Source organism: Alphaproteobacteria bacterium (assembly GCA_033344895.1).
In the GTDB taxonomy this organism is placed as follows: Bacteria; Pseudomonadota; Alphaproteobacteria; order UBA8366; family Aestuariispiraceae; genus Pacificispira.
In genome coordinates, this window is record JAWPMN010000001.1 from 2,483,565 (window position 1) to 2,499,397 (window position 15,833).

14 protein-coding genes are annotated in these 15,833 nt (G+C 63.2%); 6 read left to right on the forward strand and 8 right to left on the reverse strand.

Translation table 11 applies throughout. The annotated features are described in order from the left end of the window. Positions 1-35: 35 nt before the first annotated feature. Both sucD and sucC read right to left on the reverse strand, forming a co-directional pair. A complete protein-coding gene (gene sucD / locus R8L07_12155; GenBank protein ID MDW3206279.1) occupies positions 36-911 on the reverse strand; it encodes a succinate--CoA ligase subunit alpha in 876 nt (291 codons plus the stop codon). Then, complete coding sequence (gene sucC / locus R8L07_12160) at positions 911-2,107, reverse strand: ADP-forming succinate--CoA ligase subunit beta (GenBank protein ID MDW3206280.1); 1,197 nt, start codon at positions 2,105-2,107, stop codon at positions 911-913. The genes sucD and sucC overlap by 1 nt, the downstream gene beginning before the upstream one ends. A 538-nt stretch (positions 2,108-2,645) precedes the next feature. Here sucC and R8L07_12165 point away from each other — a divergent pair. Beyond that, complete coding sequence (locus R8L07_12165; protein MDW3206281.1) at positions 2,646-3,983, forward strand: DEAD/DEAH box helicase; 1,338 nt, start codon at positions 2,646-2,648, stop codon at positions 3,981-3,983. Between the two features lie 75 nt (positions 3,984-4,058). On the opposite strand, the gene R8L07_12170 is transcribed toward R8L07_12165, so the two are convergent. From R8L07_12170 to R8L07_12190, 5 genes are all read right to left on the reverse strand, one after another. Beyond that, positions 4,059-4,850, reverse strand: coding sequence for a dienelactone hydrolase family protein (locus R8L07_12170; GenBank protein ID MDW3206282.1), 792 nt, complete (start codon positions 4,848-4,850; stop codon positions 4,059-4,061). Between the two features lie 94 nt (positions 4,851-4,944). Next, the gene (locus R8L07_12175; protein ID MDW3206283.1) at positions 4,945-5,784 is read right to left on the reverse strand and encodes a helix-turn-helix transcriptional regulator; all 840 of its coding nucleotides are present in this window, start codon (positions 5,782-5,784) and stop codon (positions 4,945-4,947) included. Further along, positions 5,781-6,218: a GNAT family N-acetyltransferase gene (locus tag R8L07_12180; GenBank protein MDW3206284.1), complete on the reverse strand. Its 438-nt coding sequence runs from the start codon at positions 6,216-6,218 to the stop codon at positions 5,781-5,783. Before R8L07_12180 ends, R8L07_12175 begins: the two co-directional genes overlap by 4 nt. 295 nt (positions 6,219-6,513) lie before the next feature. Beyond that, positions 6,514-6,717 carry a putative motility protein gene (locus R8L07_12185; protein MDW3206285.1) on the reverse strand — a complete coding sequence of 68 codons (204 nt, stop codon included), beginning with the start codon at positions 6,715-6,717 and terminating at the stop codon, positions 6,514-6,516. A 116-nt stretch (positions 6,718-6,833) separates the two neighbouring features. Beyond that, positions 6,834-7,400 carry a peptidylprolyl isomerase gene (locus R8L07_12190; GenBank protein MDW3206286.1) on the reverse strand — a complete coding sequence of 189 codons (567 nt, stop codon included), beginning with the start codon at positions 7,398-7,400 and terminating at the stop codon, positions 6,834-6,836. 145 nt (positions 7,401-7,545) lie between these two features. Here R8L07_12190 and R8L07_12195 point away from each other — a divergent pair, with 145 nt between their 5' ends. The 5 genes from R8L07_12195 (at position 7,546) to ppdK (ending at position 14,216) form a co-directional block, all read left to right on the forward strand. Further along, positions 7,546-8,157, forward strand: coding sequence for a hypothetical protein (locus tag R8L07_12195; protein ID MDW3206287.1), 612 nt, complete (start codon positions 7,546-7,548; stop codon positions 8,155-8,157). 150 nt (positions 8,158-8,307) lie between these two features. After that, positions 8,308-9,183: a glycine--tRNA ligase subunit alpha gene (locus R8L07_12200; GenBank protein MDW3206288.1), complete on the forward strand. Its 876-nt coding sequence runs from the start codon at positions 8,308-8,310 to the stop codon at positions 9,181-9,183. Then, positions 9,183-9,404 carry a hypothetical protein gene (locus R8L07_12205; GenBank protein ID MDW3206289.1) on the forward strand — a complete coding sequence of 74 codons (222 nt, stop codon included), beginning with the start codon at positions 9,183-9,185 and terminating at the stop codon, positions 9,402-9,404. The genes R8L07_12200 and R8L07_12205 overlap by 1 nt, the downstream gene beginning before the upstream one ends. Continuing rightward, a complete protein-coding gene (glyS, locus tag R8L07_12210) occupies positions 9,397-11,496 on the forward strand; it encodes a glycine--tRNA ligase subunit beta (protein ID MDW3206290.1) in 2,100 nt (699 codons plus the stop codon). Before R8L07_12205 ends, glyS begins: the two co-directional genes overlap by 8 nt. A 50-nt stretch (positions 11,497-11,546) precedes the next feature. Then, entirely contained in the window at positions 11,547-14,216 is a 2,670-nt protein-coding gene (ppdK, locus tag R8L07_12215; GenBank protein ID MDW3206291.1) for a pyruvate, phosphate dikinase, read from the forward strand. A 34-nt stretch (positions 14,217-14,250) separates the two neighbouring features. On the opposite strand, the gene R8L07_12220 is transcribed toward ppdK, so the two are convergent. Then, on the reverse strand, positions 14,251-15,762 hold the full coding sequence (locus tag R8L07_12220; protein MDW3206292.1) for an ATP-binding protein: 1,512 nt from the start codon (positions 15,760-15,762) through the stop codon (positions 14,251-14,253). Between the last annotated feature and the right edge of the window lie 71 nt (positions 15,763-15,833).

The following is a 15,833-nucleotide window of genomic DNA, read 5'->3' on the forward strand; positions in this document are numbered from 1 at the left end:
GGCTCCCGTTTGGAAACCGGCCTCCCAGTTCTGTATCAGCCGCCCATGGCCTTGACCATGGTTGAGCCCAATGCCGACGGACTGTCGGCCACGAGAATCCCGGCGCTTCGCATCGCCTCCTGCTTGGATTCAGCCGTGCCCTGTCCGCCGGAAATGATCGCGCCCGCATGGCCCATGCGTTTGCCCGGGGGCGCCGTGACGCCGGCGATGAAGCCGACCATCGGCTTCTTCACCTTAGACTGCTTCACGAATTCGGCCGCTTCCTCTTCCGCGGTGCCGCCGATTTCGCCGATCATGATGATGCCTTCGGTTTCCGGGTCGCCCAGGAAGGCGTCGATGCAGTCGATGAAGTTCGTGCCGTTCACCGGGTCGCCACCGATCCCGATGCAGGTCGTCTGGCCCAGCCCCGTCGCCGTCGTCTGTGCGACCGCCTCGTAGGTCAGCGTTCCCGAACGGGAAACGACGCCGATCTTGCCCCGCTTGTGAATATGGCCCGGCATGATCCCGATCTTGCATTCGTCCGGCGTGATGATGCCGGGGCAGTTCGGCCCGATCAGACGGGTCGAGGAATTGGCCAGCGCACGTTTCACGCGCACCATGTCGAGAACCGGAATCCCCTCGGTGATGCAGACCGCCAGTTCGACTTCGGCATCGATCGCCTCCAGGATCGCGTCGGCCGCGAAAGGCGGCGGAACATAGATCACCGAGGCATTGGCGCCGGTCTTTTCGACCGCTTCGGCCACCGTGTCGAAAACCGGCAGGTCGAGATGCGTGGCACCGCCCTTGCCCGGCGTCACACCGCCGACCATCTTGGTGCCGTAGGCGATGGCCTGTTCGGAATGGAAGGTCCCCTGGGCACCGGTGAAGCCCTGGCAGATGACCTTGGTGTTCTTGTCGACGAGAACGGCCATCAGTTCGCCTCCTTCACGGCGGCGACGACCTTGATCGCCGCTTCTTCCAGATTGTCCGCGGAAATGATCGGCAGGCCCGATTCCGCCATGATTTTCTTGCCCTGCTCGACATTCGTGCCTTCCAGCCGGACGACCAGCGGCACGTGCAGGTTCACTTCGCGGGACGCCGCGACGACGCCTTCGGCGATGACGTCGCAGCGCATGATGCCGCCGAAGATGTTGACCAGGATGCCTTCGACATTCGGGTCGCTGAGGATGATCTTGAACGCCTTGGTCACACGCTCGCGTGTTGCCCCACCGCCGACATCCAGGAAGTTGGCCGGTTCGCCGCCCTTCAGCTTGATGATGTCCATCGTGGCCATCGCCAGGCCGGCGCCGTTGACCATGCAGCCGATCGTGCCGTCGAGCTTGATATAGTTCAGCTCGTGCTTGGCGGCTTCCAGCTCGGCCGGGTCTTCTTCATCCTCGTCGCGCATGTCGCCGACATCCGGATGGCGGAACAGCGCGTTGTCGTCGAAGTTCATCTTGGCATCCAGTGCCATGACTTCGCCGCTGCCGGTCACGACCAGCGGATTGATCTCGACCATGCTGGCGTCCAAGTCCAGGAACGCCTTGTACATGGCGGTCAGGAACTTGGTCGCGCTCTTTACCTGCTTGCCTTCGAGGCCCAGGAAGAAGGCGATGCGACGGCAGTGGAAGCCGGAAATTCCGGTCACCGGGTCGATCGAGACCTTGATGATCGCATCCGGGTTCCGTTCCGCGACTTCTTCGATCTCCATGCCGCCTTCGGAGGACGCCATGATCGTTACCCGGCTGGTGGCGCGGTCGATCAGCAGCGAGAGGTAGAGTTCCCGCGCGATGTCGCAGCCGTCTTCGATGTACAGCCGTTTGACTTCCTTGCCGGACGGGCCGGTCTGCTTGGTGACCAGCGTGTGGCCCAGCATGCCCTTGGCGTTTTCACGGACCTCGTCGATCGACTTGGACACGCGCACGCCGCCCTTGCCGTTCGGATCGTCCGCGAAGCGCCCGGCGCCGCGGCCGCCCGCGTGAATCTGCGATTTGACGACCCAGATCGGGCCGCCCATGTCGTTCGCGGCCTGGACGGCTTCGTCGACCGTATAGGCGACCTTGCCATCGGGCACGGCGACCCCGAACCGGCGAAGCAGTTCCTTCGCTTGATATTCGTGGATATTCATCGGGTTCGAAATTCCCTTGAGAGCGGGTTGGTAAAATCGGGCGTCACGCGCGGGCGGATAGGACCGCCCAGGTCTGGGCCTGCCAAGCCTGCGCCTGTCAGGTCTGTGCCTGTTCTTGCTGTCGTGTCCGGATCGCGCGCGCCGGTCATTCGGTTCCCCCCAATGCCGTGGAGGTTATCGTATTCATTCATACGGCTTTGGAGCGGGTACAATATCAGGCCTCGATGACCGTTCAACCGGTTAACGCCGCTTTTTCGCTACCAAAATGACGCAACGCGACCAGCAAACCGGCTGGACGATCCGACAGTTCGTATTTCGTTGACTTCGGTTCCGCAACCACTTATGTGCAGCGCACAAGAACGAGGCGGCGCGACACGCGCGATCGCCCGGACCTGTCGCGAACGCGCAAGCGGCGCTCGGAATGTCGACCGCCCCACCATCGCTACCGGCCCTGAACCTCTCCCATAGGCGTTGCGCGCACCTTGGGCGCACAAGAACGTCCCGAACATTGTGTCGGGGCGCATAGGATATTGTTTACATGCAAGAAGATAGTGTTCGTTTCGAAGACCTGAACCTCGTCGGCCCGCTGCTGGGTGCGCTGCGGAACCAGGGCTTCTCCGTCGCGACCCCGATCCAGGCGCAGGCCATACCGCCCGCGCTGGAGGGCCGCGACGTTCTGGGCATCGCCCAGACCGGGACCGGCAAGACCGCGGCTTTCGCGCTGCCGATCCTGCAGCACCTTTCGGAAATGAAGGGCAAGCCGGCGCCGCGTACCACGCGCGCCCTCATCCTGTCCCCGACCCGCGAACTGGCGGCGCAGATCCATCAGAGCGTCACCGCCTTTGCCAGCCGGATGCGGCTGTCCGCAGCGGTCGTTTTCGGGGGCGTCGGCAAGGGCCCGCAGGCCCGCCAGTGCCAGCGCGGTGTGGACATTCTGGTCGCCACCCCGGGTCGCCTGCGCGATCTGATGGAAGACCGGGCGATCAGCCTGGAGGATGTTTCCTTCCTCGTCCTCGACGAGGCCGACCGGATGCTGGACATGGGCTTCGCCCCGGAAGTCCGGCGTCTGGCCAAGACCATGCCGTCGGACCGCCAAACAGTCCTGTTCTCGGCCACGATGCCGAAGGACATCGCCGTTCTGGCGGAGGAACTGATGAACGATCCGGTCAAGGTCGAGATCACGCCGGAATCGACCACGGTCGAGCGTATCGACCAGAAGGTCCTGTTCGTGGAACGCCTGCGCAAGGCGCCGCTGCTGCGTGAAATCCTGACCGGTGACGATGTTGGTCGTGCCATCGTCTTCACGCGGACCAAGCGCGGTGCGGACAAGGTCTGCAAGGGGCTGAAGGCCGACGGATTCGGCGTTGCCGCGATCCACGGCGACAAGACCCAGGGCGCGCGCCGTCAGGCGCTGAACGATTTCGCCCGGGGCCGTGTCACCGTCATGGTGGCGACAGACCTGGCCGCGCGCGGCATCGACGTCGAGGGGATCACCCATGTGATCAACTACGATCTGCCGGTCGACGCGGAGAGCTATGTTCACCGGATCGGCCGGACGGCCCGCGCCGGGGCCAGCGGGATCGCGCTGTCCTTCTGTGCGCCGGACGAGGTCGATACCCTGAAGGCCATCCAGAAGCTGACCCGCCTGACCATTCCGGTTGATGCGGATCACGCCTACCATGCCGAGGATGCTGCCGCGGCGGCCCTCACCGGCAAGGGCGGTCCCGCCGGTCACGGCAAGCCGTCCCGCAACCGGGGCCCGAAACGCTTCGGCGGGCCGAAGGGCCAGGGCAAGCCGGGCGCCCCGCGCAACGGCAAACCCTTCCGTCAGCGTCGCCCCAAGAAGGCGAGCAACGAAGGCGGCAGCCGGGGCTGAAGCCAGGCAAATCGGGCATTCCGGACGCGCTCCGGGATGCCCGTCGCCTTGCGGGGCGTCGGGCCCTACCGCCCACTATTGCGCCAGCATTGAATCCAGCTCCTCCAGGATCGACGTTTCCGCGCGCCTGGCGGCGTCGGGATGGAACTCTATTCCCTTCTCTGGCATGGCGGCGGCGGCGAATGTGAAGGCGTGCATGGCATGACCATAAGCACGCATTTCCCATGGCGCGCCGGCTAGGGTCAGTTCCCGGCCCAGGGCAGTCACGTCCGAGGGCGGCGCCACAGGGTCTTCCCATCCGTGCAGGATCAGTACCCGGGAGCGGATCCGGGCGGTCGGAGTGTCTTGCGGTGCCACGAGGCCGCCATGGACGCTAATCACCGTGCTCAGCCCGTCGGGATTGTTCCGGGCAAGATCCAGGACGCATGTGCCGCCAAAGCAGAACCCCAGGGCAGCCATTCTGGAGCCGTCAACACCCGGCAGGTTTCGAGCGGTTTCGTATCCGGCCCGCACGCGGCGTGTCAGGAGTGGCCGATTCGCCATCATCGGGCCCATCAGGTCGGTATTGTCGCCCAGTTCGTCCCCGCGCAGACCCTTGCCATAGGTATCGATCAGAAAGACGGCATAACCGAAGGCCGTCAGGCGGCGTGCGATGGCCTGTGTGCTTTGGTTCGGGCCGCTCCAGTCATGACCCAGGATGACACAGGGGAAACGGCCTTCCGCGGACGGCGCAGCGGCGTAGCCTTCGAATTCCACGCCGCCCTCGGAATAGGCGACGGGCGTCAGTTGCGGCAGGCGATCGGTCGGCATGGCGTCGACCAGCAGACCTCGCCCGTCGCCGGCTGGTGCGGCATTTTCATTTGGCATGGTTCGGTTCCTTCCCGTTGGATTCATCGTGTCGGGAAGGCATAGCGTGCTGCAGTCGGAACGGATTGGCGGAATGGGACATCCCGATGGGACGTCAGAGGTAGAATGGCGCCCCAGGGCCGGCTTCCACGGCGAACCGGGTGGCAATTTCTGAGGGGCCTTCCTTCCGGTAGCGGCTTGGCGTCATGCCGGTCCGGCGACGCCAGTCGCGAATCCGATGGCTTTGGTCGTAATAGCCTTCGGCTGCATCTCCGCCCATTTGCGCGGCCGAGAGGCTTGATGACAGGCGGTCCAGATCCCGCACCTCCTTCGGGCCGAGTCCGAAACTTTCCCGGAACCAGCGGTTCAACTGCCGGCGGCTGATCCCGATTTCTCCAGCGGCCTCATCGACGGATCGTGTCTTCAGGCGGGGATAGGCGCGAATGGCGCGATAGCCCGCATTCGTGTGGCGCACCGCACTCAGGCGGTCCGCCAGCCACCTGTCCAGGATCGATTTGATGACTGCCGGGTGCCACCCAGCTTCGGCTCCCCGGGTCAGCGAGTCCGCATCCCGTTGGCCGACATCTCCGGCGAGATCGATAAGCCCGTTTGCCGCAGCGGCACCGGCCCCCGGAAACAGGGTTGCGAGACCGGGCAGGGTCAGCATCGCCATTGCGAAATAGGTTTCGTCTGACGGGTGCCAGACGCGGCTGGCTGTCTGAATTCCCGCCAGGGAAAGGCGTGGAACGGGCAGAATACCGTCCATCAGGTTGGGCTTTGCGATGTTGATGGCGAGCGCGCCACCGGGATGTGGCGCCGTTCGAACCGGCCGGCCGAAATAGAGACCGTCCAGATCCCGGATGAACCAATAGCCCCGCACGAGGCCGGAAAGACAGTGTGCCGGCGGCAGGACCTCGAAGCAGGACGGGGTTATGTCTTGCCGCGCCGGGTTCACATCCGGACCCGATCGAAACGTTGCAGGCCGACGGTGCCGGACCATGGGTCGGCCGCTTCTTCCTGCGTCAGGGTGAAGTCGTGGCGTTCGTAAAGGCTGCGCGCCGCGTCGAGCCCCTTGAAGGTCGTCAGATAGGTTCGCCTGTAGTCGCGGGCATCGACGAAATCCATCGCGCGGGCCATCAACTGCCCGCCCAGCCCGGTCCCTCGTGCCTTGTCGCTGACGATGAACCAACGCAGATGCGCCCCGGCCCCATATCCCTCCAGCCCGTCAATCGTGATGCTGCCCATCAGATCGCTGCCCAGATCGCGCGCCAGATTGGATTCGAACGGGGCTCCGAAGGTCCAGACATCCAAGTAATAGTCCATGTGCAGTCCGATGATCCGGGACACGGCGCCAGCCCGGTATCCGTCATACTGAAATGATTCAGTCACCGCATCACCTCGCATGGCAAACCGTTCCCGTCAGATCCATCGGTGCCATGATCAGTCGCTGCCGGATCATGGAGACGATCCAATCGAATGTTCGCCGACGCCGGCCTCCGCCCTCAATGCTGGTTGCGGTATAGCGGGCGTACTCGACGCAGCCGCATCCACAGCAGCGTGATGCTTCGTCTCTGACCGGCGCGGCGTATCGTCCTGCAGCCGTCTCATGGAAAGACGCTAATCGAGACGAGACGGTTCGACTAGATTTAAAGTATGCGGAAATTGTGGGGCTGTCGCTCGGTAGCTAGACGAGGGTGTTGACGATCTGACCGGGGCCGCTCGAGTTCAGGGGCTGGTCGGGAGAGGCAAGTTCACCGGTGCCGGCGGCTTCCGCCACCAGTTGGACGACCTGATCCTGAGCGTCGAGATTCTGTTTCATCAGCGCGATGGACATCTGCTGTTGAAACTGCGCCTGATTCAGCGCGATTGCGCCGAGTATGTCCGCCATCGGGTTCTCCTACGCGTCGTCGGTCGGCATTCTGCTGACCGGCACTACCTGGACTGTATAGAAAAGGCGGCGCCGAAGCAAATCCGGCGCCGCCCATCGCAATCCTGTGGCGTGTCTTACTCCGCCACGTCGGCGGCGACCCGAACCTTCACCATGGCGTCGGGGTCGGAAACGGTGCCGCTGCGGCCCGCGCCCTTCTTGATCTGGTCGACGACATCCATACCTTCGACGACCTTGCCCCAGACAGTGTATTCGCCGTTGAGGAAGGAGGCTTCGTCGAAGCAGATGAACCACTGGCTGTTGGCCGAATCCGGATCCGGCGTCCGCGCCATGCCGACCGTACCGCGCAGGAAGGGCGTGTCGTTGAACTCCTGTTTCAGGTCAGGATAGGTCGACCCGCCCGTGCCGGTACCGGTCGGGTCACCGGTCTGGGCCATGAAACCGTCGATCACCCGGTGGAAGACCACGCCGTCATAGAATCCTTCGCGTGCCAGCGTCTTGATGCGCTCGACATGGTTCGGGGCGAGGTCGGGACGCATCTCGATCACGATCCGACCGAATTTCATGTCGATGAGAAGCGTGTTCTCCGGATCCTGTTCCGCCGAAGCGCCTGCCGAGGCGCTGAGCGTCAGTCCGACGGCGAGAGCGAGGCTGCGGAAGGTACGGGTGCGACTGATCGGCATGAAGTTTCCTTTCAGGGGGTCGGTGCAATGCGTCCGGGGCAGACATAAACCGGTCATGCGGGCCGGTAAACCCCGCAAGAGGTCAGATTGGCTGCGGCGCAAGGCGAATCTTTCGCACGCATCGGCAATCGGCTATAGGAAGGGCATGTCGATCTTCCGTCTTTCGATCCCGCTAATCTGCCTGCTGGTCGCATTCGGCGTTACGGCGTCGACCGCGATGTCGCAGCAGCCCGTCGTTGTGCCGGTCGACGGCAAGGATCCCCAGGACGGCAGCCATCTGACCGGGGTCCGGCTGTCGAGCGAGAACGGCAAGGCATTCCTGTTCTTCCTCTGCGACAGCGACAATACGAACCCGCGGATCATCTTCGGGCACGGGCAGGAAATCCATAAGCCGACCAAGCCGATCGGTTTCGACGTCTCGATCGACGGCAATGAAAGCCAGCGCCACTATTTCACGGTTCTGAAGAACGGGAAGTCCGCGGTATTCTTCGTCCGGACCGCCGAAATGTACCATGGCCGCTTTGGCGAATCGCCTCCGGTCTTTGATGAGGCGACCCGCGCCGTGAATCGCGAGTACATCGCCTGGACGGACAATATCTATAACCAGCTCACGGCCGACTTGTTCTTCGGCAATGTCGCCTCCTTGCGGTTTACCGACGGTGCCGACAGCCGCCATGCCTATGTATTTCAACTGAAACGGCTGGCAGAAAACATCGGTCGGTTGGAGGGGTGCTACGAGGCGCCCTGGGTCTACTGATCCGCCGAGAAATCATTGCGATGCGAGCATAGTGTCGCGGAACTGAAAAAAACCCGCTCGGCGGCGTTGATTCACGCGGGGTGCATCAGTATTGTGCGCCGCACCGTAAATCGGGGTCGCTCCCCGACCGCCAAGAGATGTCACCGGACGATGACCCAATCGAAGCGCTCCGGCGCGAGCTTTCAGGACATCATTCTGACCCTGCACCGCTACTGGTCCGACCAGGGTTGTGTGATTTTGCAGCCTTATGACATGGAAGTGGGCGCCGGCACGTTCCACTGGGCAACGACGCTGCGGTCCCTGGGGTCGAAGCCTTGGAAGGCCGCCTATGTTCAGCCGTCGCGCCGCCCGACGGACGGCCGCTACGGCGAGAATCCGAACCGGCTGCAGCACTATTATCAGTATCAGGTGCTGATGAAGCCGTCGCCGGAGAACAGCCAGGAACTTTATCTCGGTTCCCTGAAGGCGATCGGCATCGACCCGATGGAGCACGACATCCGGTTCGTAGAGGACGATTGGGAAAGCCCGACCCTGGGCGCCTGGGGGCTGGGCTGGGAAGTCTGGTGCGACGGAATGGAAGTCAGTCAGTTCACCTATTTCCAGCAGGTGGGCGGCTTCGACTGCAATCCGGTCTCGACCGAACTGACCTACGGGCTGGAGCGTCTGGCCATGTATGTCCAGGGCGTGGAAAGCATCTACGACATCCGGTTCAGCGACACGATGACTTATCGCGATGTCTATCATCAGGCCGAGGTCGAGTATTCCAAACACAATTTCGAACTGGCCGACACGGACATGATCCTGCGCCATTTCGAGGATGCCGAGGGCGAATGTGCCCGCCTGATTGAGGGGGGCGTTGCCCTGCCGGCCTATGATCAATGTCTGAAGGCCAGCCATCTGTTCAACCTGCTTGATGCCCGCGGGGTGATTTCGGTCACCGAGCGTCAGGCCTATATCGGCCGCGTTCGCGCGCTGGCAAAGGCATGTGCCGAAGCCTGGCTGCGCAACGAAGGGGAGTTGGGGTGATGACCGAACAACTGACCTTGTGCCTGCGTGGTGGCGGTTCCGGCAATGGCTGGCGCAAGCTGCCCCTGTTCGTGGCGGCTCAGCGGCGTATGCCGCGCCATCAGACGGTGCTGCCGCTGACCGGCGGCGGTTCCGGGACCGGATATCGCACCCTGCCTCTGTTCAGGGCGGCGAACGACGCGCTGCCGATGGATTGCCAGTCCGAGGCCTGCAATGGCTGAGCTGCTTCTCGAACTGTTCAGCGAGGAAATTCCCGCGCGCATGCAGCGTCAGGCGGCGGAGGATTTCAGGCGGCTGATAACCGATGGTCTGGCCAAGGCGAATCTGAAATTTGACAGTGCCCGCTGCTTCTGGACGCCGCGCCGTCTCGCCCTTGTGGTCGACGGGCTGCCGACCAGTCAGCCGGATGTGCGTGAGGAGAAGAAGGGGCCGAAGGTCGGTGCGCCGGACCAGGCGGTGCAGGGCTTTCTGCGCTCCGCCGGTCTGGACAGCCTCGATCAATGCGAACAGCGGGACACGCCGAAGGGCGCAGTCTGGTTTGCGGTGATCGAGAAGAAGGGCGGCGCAACCGCCGACATCCTGCCGGAAATCGTCGACACTGCGATTCGGGCGCTGCCCTGGGCGAAGAGCATGCGTTTCGCGACGCAGCAGTTCCGTTGGGTGCGGCCGCTTCATCGCATCATGGCCGTGTTCGGCGGCGAGCCGTTGAAGGGGGCCTTCGATCTGGGCGGGGTCGTCGTGGATTATGCCGCGGTTTCATCGGGCCATCGCTTCCTGTCGCCGGAGCCGTTCACGGTCGTCAATTTCAGCGACTATGCTCAGAAACTGCGTGACGCCCATGTCATCCTCGACCCGGAAGAACGCCGCCAGAAGATTGCGGACGATCTGCGCGCCGCCGCTGATCGGGAAGGGCTTTCGGTCAAGGAAGACCCGGCGCTGCTGGATGAGGTCACCAATCTGGTCGAGTGGCCGGTCGCGCTGATCGGAAAAATCGACGACGCGTTCATGGAAGTGCCGCCGGAGGTTCTGTCGACCTCGATGCGAGCGCATCAGAAGTACTTCTCGCTGCAGCGGCCGGACGGCACCATGGCGCCGCGCTTTGCGGTCATCGCCAATATGGCGGCGGAGGATGGCGGCGCGCATATCCGCGCCGGGAACGAGCGTGTCCTGCGCGCGCGTCTGGCCGATGCCAAATTCTTCTGGGATCAGGATCGCGCGACGAAGCTGGAGGACCGGCTGGCGGCGCTGGAGAAAGTGGTTTTCCACGCCAAGCTGGGCACTGTTGCGGATCGGGTAGAGCGGCTGGCGAATACCGCCGACGTGCTGTCCCAGTACGTTCCCAACTGTGACAGCAACGACGCCCGCCGTGCCGCGCGCCTTGCCAAGGCGGATCTGACCACCGAGATGGTCGGAGAGTTCCCGGAACTGCAGGGCATCATGGGCCGATACTACGCCCTGCATCAGAACGAGTCGCAGGCCGTCGCCGACGCGATTGCTCAGCATTATTCGCCCGCCGGGCCGAACGATTCCTGTCCAACCGCCCCGGTTTCGGTCGCGGTCGCACTGGCGGAGAAGATCGATACGCTGGTCGGGTTCTGGCTGATCGATGAGAAACCGACGGGATCGAAGGACCCGTTCGCCCTGCGCCGCGCCGCGTTGGGCGTCATTCGTTTGGTCCTGGAAAACGGCGTGCGTATGTCGCTGACCCATGTCGCGGCGGAGGCCGCCGGCCTTTATGGCGAGCAGGGCAAGGTCTCCGTCGATGTGCGCGATCTGCCGACGATCACGTCCGACCTTCTGTCCTTCTTTGCCGACAGACTGCGTGTTCATCTGAAGGATGAGGGCGTTTCGCATGATCTCATTCAGGCGCTTTTCGCGCTGGGGGATGAGGATGATCTGGTCCGCCTGGTGGCGCGTGTGCATGCGCTGCGCACCTTCCTGGACAGTGATGATGGCGCGAATCTGCTGACCGCCTATCGCCGTGCCGCAAACATTCTGCGCGCCGAGGAAAAGAAGGACGGTATGGAGTACAAGGGGCGCCCCGATGCGTCGCTGTTCGCGCTGGACGAGGAAAAGGCGCTGGCGGACGCGCTGGAGACGGCATCCGCTGAATCCGCCGCCGCCATCGAGACAGAAAACTTCGCCGCGGCGATGACCGCCCTTGCGGGGCTGCGCCAGCCGGTAGACGCATTTTTCGACCAGGTCACGGTGAATGCCGACGATCCGGCGTTGAGGAAGAACCGCCTGGTGCTGTTGGCACGCATCCGCGCGGTTATGGGGCAACTGGCCGATTTCGGTCAGATCGAGGGATAGGGGGCGGTACTCAATCGTCCCCCACCAGACAATAAGGGTTGGAAGAGACGATGACCAAATGGGTCTACGGATTCGGTAACGGTACGGCCGAGGGTGCGCGCGAGATGCGCAATCTTCTTGGCGGCAAGGGCGCCAACCTGGCGGAAATGTCTAATATCGGGCTGCCCGTGCCGCCCGGCTTCACGATCTCGACCGAAGTCTGCACCCATTATTACGACAACGGCAAACAGTACCCCACCGAACTGGATTCCCAGGTCGCGAACGGCCTTACCGCCATTGAGAAGATCGTCGGTGCCAAGTTCGGTGACGAAAAGAATCCGCTGCTTGTTTCTGTCCGATCCGGCGCGCGGGTATCGATGCCCGGCATGATGGACACGGTCCTCAATCTCGGCCTGAACGACATCACCGTGGAGGGCCTCGCCGAACAGTCCGGCGACCGCCGTTTCGCCCTCGACAGTTACCGCCGCTTCATCCAGATGTACGGCAATGTCGTCCTGGGCGTGGAACATTTCCTGTTCGAAGAGAAGTTGGAAGACCTGAAGGACGAAACCGGCGCGGTGCTGGACACCGACCTGACGGCCGATCACCTGGCAACCCTGATCGAGCACTACAAGGAGATTGTCCGCGAAGAGCTCGACCAGCCCTTCCCGCAGGACCCGCAGGAGCAGTTGTGGGGCGCGATCGGTGCCGTGTTCAATTCCTGGCAGACGCCGCGCGCGATCACCTATCGCAAGCTGCATGACATTCCCGAAGCCTGGGGCACGGCGGTCAACGTCCAGGCCATGGTCTTCGGCAATATGGGAAATGACTGCGCGACCGGTGTCGCCTTCACCCGCGACCCGTCAACCGGCGAGAACACCTTCTACGGCGAGTACCTGGTCAATGCGCAGGGTGAGGATGTCGTCGCCGGCATTCGCACGCCCCAGCACCTGACTATCGCCGGCAAGCAGGCCCAAGGGTCCGATCTGCCGGCCATGGAAGAGGTCATGCCCGTCGTCTTCCAGCAATTGTGCGAGGTCCGCACCCTGCTGGAAAACCATTACCGCGACATGCAGGACATCGAATTCACCGTCCAGAAGGACAAGCTGTACATGCTGCAGACCCGGTCGGGTAAGCGCACCAGCCAGGCCGCTATCCGGATCGCCTGCGAGATGGTCGATGAGGGCCTGATCGACAGCAAGACCGCCGTGATGCGGGTCGAACCGCAATCGCTGGATCAGATCCTGCATCCGCGGCTGGACCCGAACGCCAAGCGCGACGTCATCTCGAAGGGTCTTCCGGCATCGCCGGGCGCGGCATCGGGCATCATCGTTTTTTCCGCTGACGAGGCCGAGAAGCGTGCTCAAAACGGCGAAAGGGTCATGCTGGTCCGCATCGAAACTTCGCCGGAAGATATCCACGGCATGCATGCGGCGGAGGGCATCCTGACCACCCGCGGCGGGATGACCAGCCACGCTGCCGTGGTGGCGCGCGGCATGGGTCGGGCTTGTGTTGCCGGGGCCGGGGATATCCGCATCGACTACAAGGCGGCGACCTTCACCGTGCGCGGCACCACCCTGAATGAGGGCGACTGGATCACCATCGACGGATCGACCGGTGAGATCATGAAGGGCCGCGTGCCGACGGTTCAGCCGGAACTGTCCGGTGATTTCGCGCGGATCATGGAATGGGCCGACGCCCATCGCCGCATGACGGTCCGCGCCAATGCCGAAACGCCGGAAGATGTCGCAACGGCCCGTCAGTTCGGCGCGCTGGGTATCGGGCTGTGCCGGACGGAGCACATGTTCTTCGACGGCGACCGCATTCTGGCGGTTCGAGAAATGATCCTGGCCTCGGACGAGGAAGGTCGCCGCGCCGCGCTGGCCAAAATCCTGCCGATGCAGCGAGGCGACTTCGAAGAAATCTTCAACATCATGAAGGGCCTTCCGGTCACGATCCGTCTGCTGGATCCCCCGCTGCACGAATTCCTGCCGCGTGAGAAGGCGGAGTTCGAGGAGATCGCCGCCGATCTGGGCGTCGATGTCGACAAGATTCAGGGCCGGGCCGCGCAGCTGCACGAATCCAACCCGATGCTGGGCCATCGCGGTTGCCGGCTGCTGAACAGCTATCCGGAGATCTGCGAGATGCAGGCCCGGGCGATCTTCGAAGCGGCCGTCGCGGTCGAAAAGAAGACCGGCGAGGCGGTTCTGTGTGAAGTCATGGTGCCACTGGTTTCCGTGAAAAAGGAACTGGACCTGTTGCGCGCCGTGATTGATCAGACGGCGAAGGCGGTCGAAGCGGAAACGGGGACGGCGCCGAAATACACGGTCGGCACCATGATCGAACTGCCGCGCGCTGCCCTGCGGGCGGAGGAAATCGCGGAGTCGGCCGAGTTCTTCTCCTTCGGCACGAACGACCTGACACAGACGACCTTCGGCCTCAGCCGCGACGATAGCGCCAATTTCCTGACCGATTACGAACGTCGCGGCATTCTGGAGCATGACCCGTTCCAGACCCTCGACCGGGACGGCGTCGGGGAGCTGATCGGAATCGCAGCCGTGCGTGGCCGCAAGACCCGGGAAGGCATCAAGCTGGGAATCTGCGGCGAGCACGGCGGTGATCCGGCGTCCATCGCCTTCTGCGAAGGTCTGGGTCTGGATTACGTCTCGTGCAGCCCGTTCCGCGTGCCCATCGCCCGGCTGGCGGCGGCTCAGGCGGCTATCGAGGCGGCGGAAGGCTAGAACGCATCCTGCTGGGGCAAATCAGCGACAGCCGCTATTCCGCCACGCGGGCCATGCGGCTGTCGTATTGCGTCCGGTCAGCCGGGAAATTCAGCGTCACCGTCGTTCCCTGATTCTGGACGCTCTTGAGCGTCAGGCGGCCGCCATGCAGTTCTGCCAGCATCCTGACCAGCGGCAGGCCGAGGCCGGTCCCCGTGTGCTTGCGCGTATAGGCGCTGTCGACCTGGACGAAGGGTTTCAGGATGCGTTCCTGGTCCCTGGCGGCAATCCCGATCCCGGTATCGGCAACCGTGATGTCCAGACCGCCGTTCACTGCCGGCCGCGAGGTGATCGAGACCGTTCCGCCTGAGGGCGTGAACTTGACCGCGTTGGACAGCAGGTTCAGGACCATCTGGCGAACCTTCCTTTCGTCGCCACGCAGGGCCGGGGAGGATTCGGGGATCTGTGCGGTAATCTGCAGGCCTTTTTCCTGCGCGCCGTTTCGAACCATGCCGATGCAGGCGTCGATCATGGCACCGACATCCATGACGGATTCCTGCAGTTCCAGTTTGCCCGCTTCCGCCTTCGACAGATCCAGCAGATCGTTGATCAAGGTGAGAAGGTGAACGCCGCTTTGGCGGATATCCCTGGCATATTCCTCCCGCAGCGCCTTATCCGTAACGGTGTCGCTGCCGAGAAGTTCGGCAAAGCCGATGATCGAATTCAGCGGCGTACGGAATTCGTGGCTCATATTGGCCAAAAACTGACTCTTCGCGCGGTTCGCAGCCAGTGCTTCGTCATGGGCCAGCTTCAGTTCGGAGGTCCGGTCCCGGACCCGCTTCTCCAGGCTGTCGCGTGCGGCCTCCAGTTCGATTTCGTTGCGGTGCTGCCGGTCACGCATCTTGTTGAAGGCCCGGAATACATCGCCGACCTCATCGTCGCGGCTGGGGGCGATGCGCGTGACGCCGCGACCCTGATCGGTCTGATTGATGACCGCGATCAGGCGGCTCAACGGATCCCCGACAACGCGTCGATAGACGAAGGAGCCGACGATGACGATGGCCACAAGGAGCAAGGTCGACAACGTGCCTGCGAAATAGAGGCGGTTTGCCATGGCCTCCAGCAGGCGTTCATCGGTCAGGGCAACGCGCAGGCGTCCGACCGCAATCGCATCGTCACCGGCGCCGATGTTCAGGGGTTTTGTGAAGACCAGGTTTTCGCCGGGCCTGATTTCGTCCCGTGATACCTCGGCGATGGGGGCGCCCTGGGAGTCGAAAACACCGATATAGGCGACATCCCGGTCGTGGACCGCATTGGCGATGACGGACTGAACCAATCGCCGATCGTTCTGAGCCACGGGTTCCGCCAGGATGATCGACAGATTGGCGCCCATATGCTCGACGCGCTCGCGCAACGCGGCGCTGGCATTGCGATAGGTCAGGACCTCGACCAGGGCAACGAACAGCACGATCACGAAAATGACCGCGGGTACGTAGGCGATCAGAAACCGCGCATGAACGGTCCGGGTCAGGCGCCGTCCTTGCGGCTTCGCTTCCTCGTTACTCATCAATTTCTGCCCCCGGGGAAGGCGATCCACCACCCTAGGAAGAGACTCTAGCGAAATCCGTGCAATCCGCC

Bases quoted from the DNA above. Each gene is read 5' to 3' on its own strand.
- R8L07_12185 (MDW3206285.1), bottom strand. From the start codon at position 6,717: ATGGCGGACATACTCGGCGCAATCGCGCTGAATCAGGCGCAGTTTCAA.
- R8L07_12165 (MDW3206281.1), top strand. From the start codon at position 2,646: ATGCAAGAAGATAGTGTTCGTTTCGAAGACCTGAACCTCGTCGGCCCG.
- R8L07_12190 (MDW3206286.1), bottom strand. From the start codon at position 7,400: ATGCCGATCAGTCGCACCCGTACCTTCCGCAGCCTCGCTCTCGCCGTC.
- R8L07_12220 (MDW3206292.1), bottom strand. From the start codon at position 15,762: ATGAGTAACGAGGAAGCGAAGCCGCAAGGACGGCGCCTGACCCGGACC.
- glyS (MDW3206290.1), top strand. From the start codon at position 9,397: ATGGCTGAGCTGCTTCTCGAACTGTTCAGCGAGGAAATTCCCGCGCGC.
- R8L07_12195 (MDW3206287.1), top strand. From the start codon at position 7,546: ATGTCGATCTTCCGTCTTTCGATCCCGCTAATCTGCCTGCTGGTCGCA.
- ppdK (MDW3206291.1), top strand. From the start codon at position 11,547: ATGACCAAATGGGTCTACGGATTCGGTAACGGTACGGCCGAGGGTGCG.
- sucC (MDW3206280.1), bottom strand. From the start codon at position 2,107: ATGAATATCCACGAATATCAAGCGAAGGAACTGCTTCGCCGGTTCGGG.
- R8L07_12170 (MDW3206282.1), bottom strand. From the start codon at position 4,850: ATGCCAAATGAAAATGCCGCACCAGCCGGCGACGGGCGAGGTCTGCTG.
- sucD (MDW3206279.1), bottom strand. From the start codon at position 911: ATGGCCGTTCTCGTCGACAAGAACACCAAGGTCATCTGCCAGGGCTTC.
- R8L07_12200 (MDW3206288.1), top strand. From the start codon at position 8,308: ATGACCCAATCGAAGCGCTCCGGCGCGAGCTTTCAGGACATCATTCTG.
- R8L07_12205 (MDW3206289.1), top strand. From the start codon at position 9,183: ATGACCGAACAACTGACCTTGTGCCTGCGTGGTGGCGGTTCCGGCAAT.